This is a genomic window from Alteromonas sp. G5_S2_22_S1 (genome assembly GCF_054968525.1).
Genome location: NZ_JBQKUJ010000008.1, coordinates 15,738 through 28,291 on the forward strand (window position 1 = coordinate 15,738; position 12,554 = coordinate 28,291).

Genomic DNA, 12,554 nt, shown 5'->3' on the forward strand with positions numbered 1-12,554 from the left:
CGCTAACAGTGCTTGGCGTCTTAGCTTTTCAGTGAAGCCTTTTCTAACGCTTCTATTTCTTTCCACAGTTGCTCAGATTGGGCAGTAAGCAAAGAATAGGTTTTTATGTCACCGTTTCGCTGGGCATGCATGGCTTTCTCAAGCAAGGCGTCATACTGCTTGCGCATCTTCTTTGATGGGTTGCTTTTAAATAGTCCAAACATCTTCATAATCCAAGAAAAAAGTGCTGAAACGCGCCCTAAAAGAAAGGGGGCTAAGTAGGCGCGCTTAAAACGATTGTTAGCGACATAACGTTGAGACAGATGCTTTCGATCACCTTTTTTCGTGAACAAACTTTCATGTTTAACAGGTTCAAACAGACAAAGGTTGATGCGAATGCTGCTACTAATAAGGCTTCAGTAGCAGCCTTTGGCCTTAAATAAGTGAAGCTACGGGTTAAAAAATAACACTGGCATTTGCGGTTAATCTGCTTTTTTTCACATCAATAGAGCTCGAAATATCGTTGGGTAAACACCCACTATGTAGCAGGTTGGCGGGGTACAATACGGCGCGATTGTATTTAGGCGCAATGCGGCCAATTTGAGTAAACATGGCGGAATCACCATTGATGTAGGCTTTAGGCGGCAGCCCGACGGTGGTGGCCTGGCGTTTTAAGGTTTTGAAATAACCTTCGTGCTGGGCTGCATCAACGCGTTCTAAGCCGGTTTCAATATGCCGGTAAAATGCGGTGCCGCCCAAGGGGTCGCTGAAAAGATAGTGCACCAATGCCCACTCGTTATCCTTTTGCGTATCAATGTGCGGAATACATTGAATGGGCGATAGAGTTTTTGGGTCTTGATTAGCAATAGAGAGTTGTACTAACGCTATCTGTGGCGGCTTTTCTACCCCAACATCCTGCATATCATTATGCGAAACAAGCTGGCTGAAAAGTGCGGGTAACGAGGTGTTTAGGTGTGCTTCATACCCCACAGGTGCGTGACTTCTCACGCCAGGGTAAAAATCGCCTTCTCGTTTTATGAATTGATGATGACTGGCTATGGTCTCAACCAAGCCATGCGGGTCTGGGATAAAATCATCAATTACAACAACGGGGGTGGCGCTCTCGCCAACCCTTATTAATTCGTAGTTTGAAACCATGCGTCTGCGTTTTTATTCGCCTTGTTCTTTTTGTCGATAAGGGCATAGATTTGTGCGTTTGACGCTACCATCGTGTAAATGCTTTGCAACATGTTTCGTGCATGTAAATCGGCAATCGCGTCAGCGCTAAGCGCGGCTAGCTTGTCTTCGTCAATGGTATATAACCCTGTTATAGACGTTTTGCTTTCGTTTTCAAAGGTAATATCTAGAGTGAATGGTGTAATAAGGTTATGCTGTTGCAGCGCGGCAATAAAACGCTGATTTTGCGTTTCACCGTCAAGAAGCTGAGCAAGGATCTGCTGCTTCTCTAACAGGTAGCTGCTAGGCTCTCCTGTGTTATCAAAGAGCGGCGTTCCTTTTTCTTCGCTTACTGAGGCATTATCCATATCAATGCACAGCACCCGGTCACTGCTGTCAGCGCCTTGTGCTTCTGTTCCTGCATAAAAAGGCAAGCGTTCAAACTGCGCGGGAATATAAACTGCATCCCATTCACCTTGCTGCCAAAATAGGTTTTCCTTTTCTTCAAACCCTAGCAAGGCAGATAAGCCAAATTGTCCAGAATCATCGAATTTGGTAATGACTACGGGGTAGTGCACGATAAGTTTGCTAAGCTCTGACACCACTACCGGCACAAGGTGCTGATTGGCCCCTAGGGATAATGCGTCGTCGGTCACTTTAAGGCCTGCATGCAGCTTGTTGTTAATGGCAACCATGTTTGTCATACGCCAGTCCTTTTTATTGTTTTAATGTTAAACGGCCTGCAGGCCGAATTGGTGAATTTTATTGATAAGCTCGCGATGCTTAGGCAGTTTCTCCACCGCCATGCTGCGTGCTTTCCTGTTCTGCATCAACTGTTGCTTGGCAAAGTCGGCGTTCACCCATTGCTGATGCGTACCTAGTTGAGAGGTAAAGCCCATACCGTACAGCACATACTGATAGCTTGCCGCGGGAAATACCTCATTATTGCTGGTGAAGTCTTTGTCACTGGGCGGGTGGTATTGCCACAACGCCAGTAATTCTTTTAATGAGTCCGGAATGGTGTGACTATCGCGATTGTCTTGCCAAAATGCACTGTCTTCTCGCTTGCTTAACATGTAGTGCAGTTTTAAAAAGTCGATAATTCGCTGCCAACGGTACGAAAAAGTATCGTTGAATCGCTTCGCCACAATAGCCATCACAGCGCGATTTGCAGGCAATTGTTCGGCAATCATTGAGGCAGACAGTTCAACCAGTACTAAGGCAGAGGCTTCTAAAGGCTCTAAAAAACCCGCCGCTAGGCCAACGGCTACGCAGTTGTTCTGCCAAAAGCGCTGTCTGTGTCCACTTTGAATGGTGATATCTTTTACGTTTATATCGTCTATACCATTTAAAGAACTGGTTTGGCGAACGTAAGTGTCTAGGCGAGCATAGGCGTCATCTTTATTTTGGTGCCTGCTGGAATAAACGTGACCTACGCCACGGCGCGACTGCAAACCAATATCCCAAATCCAACCGGCGTCTTGTGCGGTGGAAATAGTGTGTGAGGCAATAGGACTTTGTGGCGTGTCGTAAGGTACGTGTACTGCCAACGCGCGGTCGATAAAAAGTACATCGTCGCAGGGAATAAACGGCACCTTGTAGTGTTCGCCAAGCAGCATAGATTTGAAGCCGGTACAGTCAACATAAAGGTCGCCCTCTACTATTACCCCTTGCTCGGTATGAAGGGCTTTAATATCGCCGTTATCAAAGCTTTCGACGCGGTTAACATCGGCCAGCACATGGTGTACACCTAGTTTTTCAGTGCAGTGTTTGGTTAAAAAGGCGGTAAACTTTCCTGCATCTAAGTGATAAGCATAGTTTGCGGTGCCTGCAAACTCTGCGTGGCGTATGCTTTTAGGTGCGCAGCCTGCTTCACATATAGCTTCTTGTACACACACTGCATGGGAAAAAGATTCGTTTAATTCTGGTGCTACCGTCTGCCAGTAAGGGCCTAAATTGGTTTGCGAAAACCCTTGGGGCAGCATAAGAGGGTGGTAGTAAAAATCGCTCTCTTCACCAGTGGTCCATTTAGCGAACTTTGCGCCTTGCTTGAATGTGGCGTCACACTCTTTGATGAATGTAGTTTCGCTAATACCCAATGCAATTAGTGTTGAGCGCATGGTAGGCCAAGTGCCTTCACCCACGCCAATAATAGGCACATTGGGGCTTTCTACTAAGGTTACTTTAATGTCTTTGCGGGTAGCGCACTGATGCTGCGCTGCAATACGACCAGCCGTAAGCCACCCTGCGCTGCCGCCACCGACTACTACAATGTGCGTTATGGGAGTTGCTGTTGTCATACTGTGTTCCTGAATAAAAACTGTGGCTACCAAAGGGTAGCCACGAATGTGGGGCCAACAAATGCCGGCCCCAATTACGCGAAACTAAAAGTTTCCGCGCACACCGAAGGCCCAACGTCTGCCGCTGTCTTCAACCAACAGCAAGTGATTAGAGAAGCGACCGCGTTTATGCACAAATTCTTCTGTAAGGTTAATACCTTCAAAGAAAATTTCTACATTGTCTGTCACGCTGTAGCTACCGCTAATGTCAAGCTGTTGATAAGACTCAACAATGGTTGGGCCGTCACCCTGCCCTTGTGTCAACGACTGAACAAACTCGTCACGCCAGTTATAGGCAAGACGAATTTGATAGTCGTCAGTTTCATAAAATGCCACCAAGTTGTAAGAATCACTTAAACCGGTTAGCGCAAATACTTGGTTAATATCGAACGGGTCTAGCTCGGCGTCACTGTCAACAATGGTACCGTTAGCCAGTACACCAAAGCCGTTATCAAAGGTGTGTTGAAGCGCAAGTTCGAAGCCATCTACCGTGGCGTCTTCCCCGTTATTGGGTAGCGTATTGGTAAACACCGCCACGTCGTCACCCGCATCTGGTGCGCTTGCGTTCGCTCCTGTAGACGGGTCTGTTAGCAGGCTGCCGTCAGCAAGCTCGAAGGTTTTGTCTTCTTGGCTATTAACAATAAAGTTTGATACGAGCTTTCTGAAGTAACCAATTGACGCATAGCTTGCTTCGTCGTAGTAATACTCAAGCGACAAGTCTAAGTTATCTGACTTAAACGGCTCTAGCGCAGGATTACCACTGGTTGAGGTTAAGTCGCCACCTTGACGGGTAGTCGTAATTACCGTTACCGGCGACATGCTGTTTAGCGTGGGGCGGGTAATGGTTGAACTTGCCGCAAAGCGCGCAATTAGGTCGTCGGTAATTTCCAAGCGTACGCTAAAGTTAGGCAACAAAACATCGTAATCAGACTCAGTGGCAATGCTTTGGGCATCACCAAAGCCCGCGAGCATTTCGGTTTGATCTAGAATAGTTAAGCCTGTTATTGGGGCTTGCGTTCCGTTAACCGTGACGTCGGTTGATTCATAGCGCACGCCTGCAGTTGCGCTTAAGAACATGTCGGCTACTTCACCTTCGAAATCGAACTCAAGGTACGTTGAGATAATATCTTCTTCTACTTCAAAGCTATTATTACGGCGTACCGCATCAAAACTAATAGCTTCGCCGTTAACGCTTTGGTAGTAAGATTCTAAAAACGCAAAGTTGGCTTCGCCATCATGGGCAAGCCAAGAGGTTGGCATACGGCCGCTTCCGCTTACGTCAGAAAGGAAGTCGCTACCCGCGTCAAAAACGTATTGGCTACCTGCTGGTATTTCCGGTAAATCTGGATAACCACAGTAAGTACAGTGTATGCCTACACCTTCATTGTCCCAACGCGTAAGTGATTTGGTTTCGGTGCTGTATTGTGCACCAAAGCGAATTTCGGTTAAGCCGCTGCCGTCGGTTACGTACTCACCGTCAAATCGCAGTTGGCTCACTTCGTCTTCTACTGCCCATCCGCGGCGCAGCATTACGTGGGCACGGCTGTTAGCTTCATCAAGGTGATTGCTTACGCCATCGGGGGTTAGCGCATCGTTGTAGGCAGGGAAGCCGTCAGGACCTGTAACAATAGCGCCATCCAACTCCTGTTGGCCGCTGTAAATATCGGCATCTGGCGAGGCAAACATGCTAGCAACAGGCAGGATATTGTCGTCGACTTGGAAGCGTACGCGGTTGGCATAGCCAATTAGTGATAGCTGATCGCCGCCACCGTTATTGGCTTCGCGTTCGGCTTCTGAATGACTTAAATCGAACGATAGGTTTAAGTTATCTGAATACTGATAATCAAAGTTCAGACCGATGGCATAAGTATCAGTTAAACGATCGAACGTTTTGGCGTGCATATCTGTCGCCAAACCCACCTCTTGATACAAGTCGATAATGGTGCCGTTTGCATCAACTGTCGGACTGCGGCGATTGCCGTTTTCGTCAAACAAGCTACCGTCATCACCCACCCCTTGAATGTTAGGTGCGGTGAACCAATGGCCGTATGACGTCGCTTCTGACTCTACGTCAAAATCGGAATACAGGGCATCTGCTGTAACCACAAGCTTATCGTTAGGGGCGTATTGGAATACTAAGTTGGCGTTAGTACGGGTGCGCTCTTCAAAGGTGACTTTGTGATCGTAGTTGCGCGGTGAAAATACATTGCCTGTCCAAGCTTCGCCTGACTGTGTAACGGGGTTTGGTACGCCGACGTTTTCTAACCAGCCGTCCATTTGTGCCTGATTTAAGCGAGTTTCACGTTCTTGGTGTGAGACGGCAAGCAATACACCGAAGGTATCATCGTTAAAAGTATTGCTGATAAGGCCAGAGAATTGAGGCGTGGTTTCTTCGCTATTTTCGTCGTACACGCCTTTTACCGAACCCGCCATTTTAAAACCGTTTAACGCAAATGGGCGTGCGGTATTAATATTTATAGTAGAGCCTACACCACCAGACTGCATTGTGGCCGTTGACGTTTTATGCACATCAAGGCTACTTACTAACTCAGAAGCAATCGTGTCGAAGCTAAAAGCGCGAGAGTCGTTTTCTGACGCCATTTGACGGCCATTCACCAATACCGTATTAAATTGGGGGCCAAAGCCACGCACGGTAATTAGCTGACCTTCACCGCCTGAACGGTCGATAGAGACGCCGGTAATACGCTGTAGTGATTCAGCTAAGTTGGTATCAGGGAAGTCACCGATATCTTCGGCACTTATGGCATCAACTACGCCGGCAGAGCTGCGTTTAACATCCATTGATTTTGCAACCGATGAACGGATACCACTTACCTCAATCACTTCTACGTCGTTATTGGGTTGCGCGTTTTGGGCAAATGCACTATTAGCAGAAATAGCAGACGCTAAAACTGCTGCCACTGAGCATGCAAGCTTGGTTTTCCTATACATGATGGTGTGTGTCCTAATGGTTAATTTTAGTGTGCTTTGTGGTGCACCCCACAAGGCTTTATTTCGCAGCATGTCGCTGTTAATTCATCAAGACGACGCAATATGTAAAATCCCCCAAATTTATTTAACATTTTTTTTAAATTAATAAATTAAAGGTACTCACGTGGCGTTGTTTATTAACCGGAGACAGACACTTCTTACCTTTACGGTTGCTTAAATTATGCACAAATAAAATAATATTCATAAGGTGAATGTATGATTGTTTGCCTCATTTATCTTCTGTATGCCATTTTTATATAAATATTAGTTATGACTCGTAAGTAAAAGATACTAGTGGTGTATGCCCTTATAGCGTAGCTTTGCGTTGCTCTAGCTTGAAAAATAAGCGAAACAAGCGGTGCTATTTAAGGTGAAATAAAAGCAGACACTGGCTGAACTGCTTTTAATTTCGCTAGGGAATGCTAGGCATAAGTGAATAAAATGGCTTAGTCGTGTTTAAAGGGTGTCATTCTCAGATAGCCGGAATGTGAGGAGAAGCGTGTGAAAATCATAATTTTAAATGAGTCAAAAGCGCCAGATCCGCTAAATAATGTGGAGAAGCGATGCGCAGCTACACCAAGCAGCGCACAACGCCTGGTGAAAAAGGGAGCAACACTACTGCTTGAAGCAGGAGCGGGGTTGCACTCAGGTTATTCAGATAAAGAATACGAAGAGGTTGGTGTAACTGTTATTGATGATGTGAATGTGGCGTTATCAACCGTAGATATGCTTGTCGCTGTGAATAAACCCTCTGATGCGCAGTTAGCGTTGATGAAAAAAGGGGCCATTGTGGTAGGCCATCTTGACCCTTTCTTTCAGCAACCGCTGATAGAGTCTATTGCAGAGAAGGGATTAACCGCTATTTCTGTAGAGATGATCCCCCGTTCTTCACGTGCTCAAAAAATGGATGCACTAAGTTCTCAAGCAAGCCTTGCTGGCTACGTGATGGTTATGCAGGCGGCAAATAAATTGCCGTCGATATTACCCATGATGATGACACCGTCAGGAACAATAAAGCCGGCGAAAGTATTTATTATTGGCGCTGGTGTGGCAGGCCTTCAGGCGATTGCAACCGCCAAGCGTCTGGGTGCAAATGTACTTGCTTACGACACCCGCGCGGTCGTGGCAGAGCAAGTTGAGTCGTTGGGCGGCAAGTTCTTGAACATCGATATTGGCGAAACCGGCCAAACCAAAGACGGTTACGCGAAAGAACTGACCGACGAACAAAAGGCGAAGCAGCAGGAAGCTCAGCGTGACGCTATTGCCGATTCAGACATTGTTATTACAACTGCCCAACTCTTTGGCCGCAAGCCGCCCGTTCTCATCGCTAAAGAAACGTTAGCCTTAATGAAACCAGGCAGTGTGGTGGTTGATATGGCGGCGACGTCAGGTGGAAACGTAGAAGGTTCTGTGGCAGGCGACACTGTTGAGATTAATGGAGTAACGGTCATTGGCAATGGTTACTGGAGTCAGTACGTAGCGAAAGCCGCTACCGATATGTATGCCAACAATATTTATAACCTGATTGACGAATTCTTTGACGATGAAACCAAAACCTTTGGTTTGAATTTAGAAGACGACATTCTTGCAGGTTGTGTGATAGCTCACGACGGCAATATTACCAACGATATGCTCAACAATGCATACAAAGGAGCCTAATCATGGAAATCATTTACCTACTTTTCATTGTGCTTTTGGCAGCGTTTTTGGGTTTTGAGTTAATTCGAAAAGTGCCTGCAACGCTGCACACACCCTTGATGTCAGGCTCTAATGCTATTTCTGGTATCACGCTGGTTGGCGCATTAGCCGCGTCGGGTAGCGATAATAACTTGCTCACTACCATATTGGGCACGGCAGCTGTGGCGCTGGCGAGTATAAACGTGGTGGGTGGCTATCTTGTGACCGACCGCATGCTTGGCATGTTTAAGAAAAAACAAAAATAAGGAGTACGCAAGTGAATGATATCGTAACCGTAATAAATCTTGCGTATGTCGTGGCAGCGGCACTATTCATACTGGGCCTTAAATTACTTAGCCATCCTGATACGGCGAAAAAAGGTAACTTTATATCGGCTATTGGTATGCTGGTAGCCGTGGTTGTCACCCTGCTCGACCAGCAAATCATAAGTTATCACTTTATCCTTTTAGGCTTTGTTATTGGTGGTGCATTTGGTGCGTGGAAAGCCAAGACCGTTGAAATGACGGCGATGCCCGAAATGGTCTCGCTATTTAACGGCTTTGGTGGTGCAGCGTCATTACTTCTGGGTTGGGCGACATTAGCAGGCATGAGTCTGATCACCCTTAAAACCGAAAGCGCGTTTACCTTTATTACCTTGTTTTTCACTATTTTAGTGGGGGGCGTTACCTTCTCTGGCTCGGTTGTGGCGTGGGGTAAACTGTCGGGCAAAATGAGCTCAAAAGCGGTGATTTTCACCGGACTTCGTGAACTTAGCATTTTGCACTTAATTGGCATGGTGGTTATTGGCTACTTCTTTACCACCGACCCAAGTAACCCAATATGGATTTACTGTGCGATTGCGCTGTCTTTAAGCTTCGGCTTGTGGGCTACTATCTCCATTGGCGGGGCAGACATGCCGGTGGTTATTGCGTTACTAAATAGCTATTCGGGTGTAGCGGCGTGTGCTGCAGGTCTTGCTACAGGCAATACCATACTTATCGTTACCGGCTTATTGGTAGGGGCTTCAGGGCTTATTCTTACCAACATTATGTGTAAAGCGATGAACCGCTCCTTGATGAACGTCCTGCTATCTGGTTTTGCTAAGCCAGTGGAGGCGGGTGAAAAGATTGAAGGTGAAATTAAGGTACTGGCTGCACAAGATGCCTTCTACGTATTGGAAGCAGCGCAAGCGGTGCTGGTTGTACCGGGTTACGGTATGGCCGTTGCGCAAGCGCAGCATGCTGTGCGCGAACTTCAATCGTTGCTAGAAGAAAACGGCTGTACGGTTGATTATGCTATTCACGCGGTAGCAGGGCGTATGCCTGGGCACATGAACGTGTTGCTTGCCGAAGCCGACGTTCCTTACGATCAGCTGTACGAAATGGACGATGTTAACCCGCGCATGGAAAACTACGATGTGGTCATTGTTATTGGCGCTAACGACGTTGTTAACCCTGCCGCGAAGGAAATGAAAGGCAGCCCCATTTATGGAATGCCGGTGATTGAGGCATACCGTGCTAAGACCGTTTTTGTATTAAAACGCTCTGCGAATGCCGGATTTGCTGGTGTAGATAACCCGCTGTTTTTCAAAGACAACACCCGTATGGTATTAGGTGATGCAAAAGACACCATTAACAGTATTATCCGGGAATTTGGAGACGATTAAGGGGGCATATTTGCTTGGCTCCATAATGTAAACCTCCGTCTTTTAAGGCCAGTACCTAATGCTGGCCTTTTTCTTTATTGAGAAAGCGCATCGCCTGAATATTAAACTTTAGTTGTAGTTATTTTTTATCGCTACTAATATGTGTTTGCTATAGCCCTTAAATATTTTGTTCATTTCATCGCATAGAGAAGTTCGATAAATGTCTACAGCACCTTTTCGCATTGAACAGTTTAGAAATTGTATAGTCGTTACGCTGCGCGGAAAGTGGAACATGACGACCAATATTCAGTACTTAGCCACGCTGTCTGAAATACTAAAAACGCGAAATGGCAGGCCATTTCACCTATTTGTGGACATGCGCTCGTGGCAGATCCCCAAGTCTGATACCTTCAATCAAATAAAAGCGCCATTGAAGTTGGATAGACGAAACCAACTAAGCGAAATGTGGCTTGAAGACGAGACGACAGATGCCGATCATATCGCAGAAAAGTTCTTTACCTCATCGTCGAATAAACTTAGCTTTAAACTTCAACGTACTCATGATGTCACAGTATTTATGACACACGGTAAAAACTGCGCAGATGAAGCGGTAGTCCAATACATTCAAACCGCGCTAGGCTACAACTAATCGTTTGAACGTTCGATAAACAAAATTAGTCGCGACAATCGATATTTTACATCGCAACAACTATCGCGTTCAGTCCTTCGTTGACTATAATACGCGGCTTGTTTTCGCACTTACTATGCTAGGTATCGGCCTAGCCCACTTACACATAGGTGAATAAATTGTCAGATTGGAGCATCGAAGAAGCGGAGCGCGTCTATGGCGTATCTCAATGGGGTGGCGGCTATTTTCAAATTGGTGAAAATGGCAACGTGCATATTACCCCTGTGCCTGAAGATCCTAGCATTCGAATCGACTTTAATTCGGTAATAGAAGATATTCGCAAAGAAGGCGTGCAGTTTCCTGTTGTTGTGCGTTTTCACGATATTCTTCGCTCGCAAGTTGCAGGCTTAAACAAAGCATTTCGACACGCCATAGAAGAAGCCGAGTATCAAGGTCAGTACCAAGGTGTTTACCCGGTTAAAGTTAACCAAATGCGTGAAGTGGTTGAAGAAATTGTTGATGCAGGCAAACCCTATAATTATGGCTTAGAAGCAGGGTCTAAGGCAGAACTGCTTACTGTTCTGGCAATGAATACAAACGAAGAATCGCTGACCATTTTAAACGGTTACAAAGACGACGAAGTTATGCGTTTAGCGCTTCTTGGTAGAAAGCTCGGTCGACGGGTTGTCGTTGTTGTTGAGAAATTTACCGAGCTTCTATTGCTTGTAAAAACCGCTAAAGAATTAGGCATCGAGCCTATCATTGGCGTTCGCTCAAAAATGACCGTAAAAGGTCGTGGTAAGTGGGAAAGTTCTGGCGGCGAACGTGCGAAATTTGGTTTAACGATCACTGAAATTATTAACGCGGCGCGCTATTTAGAAGAGCAGGGCATGGCCCACTGCTTGAAACTATTGCATTTCCATATTGGCAGTCAGCTAACCGATATACGAGCGGTAAAAGAAGCCGTTACAGAGGGCGCGCGAATCTACGCCGACCTTCATAAGATGGGCTTTGCCCTAGACTATGTTGACGTGGGCGGTGGCTTAGGTATCGATTACGATGGCAGTAACTCAACGAATGAGTCGTCGCGTAATTACAGCATGCAAGAATACGTTGCTGATGTTGTATATGGCATGAAAGAAATGTGCGATTTAGAAGGTGTACCGCACCCTCACCTTGTAAGTGAGAGTGGACGCGCTATTACCGCCCACCATAGCTGTGTTATTACCGAAATTGTTGGAGAGATTAAAACCAACGCGGCACAGATGGATACCTCAGCAACAGAGGGTGAACATTTCTTTTTGAAAAATATGCGTGAGCTTGCCGACACCTTTGACGAACAAACCAATATGCACGAAGTGTATAACGATGCGTCTCAATACAAAGAGCAGGCATTAGATGCCTTTAAACTGCGCGTATTACCCTTAGAAGAGTTGGGCAAAATAGAAACCCTTTATTGGGATATTATGGGCCGCTTACAGAAGTGGTATCGCAACGAAGAATACGTACCGGAAGAGTTACAAGAATTGGATTACAGTTTGTCATCACAATACCTTTGTAACTTCTCTGTTTTCCAGTCGGCTGCCGATACGTGGGCAATCGACCAGCTTCTGCCGGTAGTGCCGCTTATTCGTATGAACGAAGAGCCCACGGTGAACTGTTCGTTGGTTGATATTACGTGCGACAGTGACGGTAAAATTGACCAGTTCACTATTGGGCGCGAGATCACCGACGTATTGCCCATGCACCCGCTTAAGAAAGACGAGCCTTACTATATTGGGCTATTCTTAACAGGGGCATACCAAGACGTGATGGGCGATATGCACAACTTGTTTGGTCGCCTAAACGAAGTGCACATTTATAGCTACGATGACGACCCTGAAGACTTCTATATTGAAGAGGTAGTGAAAGGCTCTTCGGTAGAAGATGTGCTTAATGTTATGCAATATAACCCTCGTGCGATGGCATCAGATGTAAAACGCATGATTGATAGACAAGTATGGGACGGAAAGTTGAACCCTCGTGAAGGTGTTCGCTGGACCGATTTCTATGAAAACTGTTTAGCCGGTTACACCTACTTAAAACAGTAATCGCAATAGCCGGTTTAACCAATAAAAGC

At 46.1% G+C, this 12,554-nt stretch carries 10 protein-coding genes; 5 read left to right on the forward strand and 5 right to left on the reverse strand.

Translation table 11 applies throughout. The annotated features are described in order from the left end of the window. Positions 1-20 precede the first annotated feature (20 nt). The 5 genes from ACTRWF_RS10250 to ACTRWF_RS10270 form a co-directional block, all read right to left on the reverse strand. Positions 21-203: a DUF6435 family protein gene (locus ACTRWF_RS10250; RefSeq protein WP_462835515.1), complete on the reverse strand. Its 183-nt coding sequence runs from the start codon at positions 201-203 to the stop codon at positions 21-23. A 232-nt stretch (positions 204-435) separates the two neighbouring features. Then, positions 436-1,137 (reverse strand): DUF6445 family protein, encoded by a 702-nt coding sequence (locus tag ACTRWF_RS10255; RefSeq protein ID WP_020744515.1) that lies wholly within the window; start codon positions 1,135-1,137, stop codon positions 436-438. Beyond that, entirely contained in the window at positions 1,116-1,859 is a 744-nt protein-coding gene (locus ACTRWF_RS10260; protein WP_012520069.1) for a SapC family protein, read from the reverse strand. Before ACTRWF_RS10260 ends, ACTRWF_RS10255 begins: the two co-directional genes overlap by 22 nt. A 27-nt stretch (positions 1,860-1,886) precedes the next feature. After that, positions 1,887-3,455, reverse strand: coding sequence for a tryptophan 7-halogenase (locus ACTRWF_RS10265; protein ID WP_462835516.1), 1,569 nt, complete (start codon positions 3,453-3,455; stop codon positions 1,887-1,889). Positions 3,456-3,539: 84 nt separating this feature from the next. Beyond that, positions 3,540-6,446 (reverse strand): TonB-dependent receptor, encoded by a 2,907-nt coding sequence (locus ACTRWF_RS10270; RefSeq protein ID WP_020746817.1) that lies wholly within the window; start codon positions 6,444-6,446, stop codon positions 3,540-3,542. A gap of 540 nt (positions 6,447-6,986) precedes the next feature. Here ACTRWF_RS10270 and ACTRWF_RS10275 point away from each other — a divergent pair. From ACTRWF_RS10275 to speA, 5 genes are all read left to right on the forward strand, one after another. Further along, positions 6,987-8,144, forward strand: a complete 1,158-nt coding sequence (locus ACTRWF_RS10275) for an NAD(P) transhydrogenase subunit alpha (protein ID WP_015068418.1) — start codon at positions 6,987-6,989, stop codon at positions 8,142-8,144. A 2-nt stretch (positions 8,145-8,146) separates the two neighbouring features. After that, positions 8,147-8,428, forward strand: coding sequence for an NAD(P) transhydrogenase subunit alpha part 2 (locus ACTRWF_RS10280; RefSeq protein ID WP_012520065.1), 282 nt, complete (start codon positions 8,147-8,149; stop codon positions 8,426-8,428). 11 nt (positions 8,429-8,439) lie between these two features. Then, positions 8,440-9,828, forward strand: a complete 1,389-nt coding sequence (locus tag ACTRWF_RS10285) for an NAD(P)(+) transhydrogenase (Re/Si-specific) subunit beta (RefSeq protein WP_015068417.1) — start codon at positions 8,440-8,442, stop codon at positions 9,826-9,828. Between the two features lie 199 nt (positions 9,829-10,027). Beyond that, positions 10,028-10,456: an arginine decarboxylase gene (locus ACTRWF_RS10290; protein WP_462835517.1), complete on the forward strand. Its 429-nt coding sequence runs from the start codon at positions 10,028-10,030 to the stop codon at positions 10,454-10,456. A gap of 158 nt (positions 10,457-10,614) precedes the next feature. After that, positions 10,615-12,525, forward strand: coding sequence for a biosynthetic arginine decarboxylase (speA, locus tag ACTRWF_RS10295; RefSeq protein WP_015068415.1), 1,911 nt, complete (start codon positions 10,615-10,617; stop codon positions 12,523-12,525). The last annotated feature ends 29 nt before the right edge of the window (positions 12,526-12,554 follow it).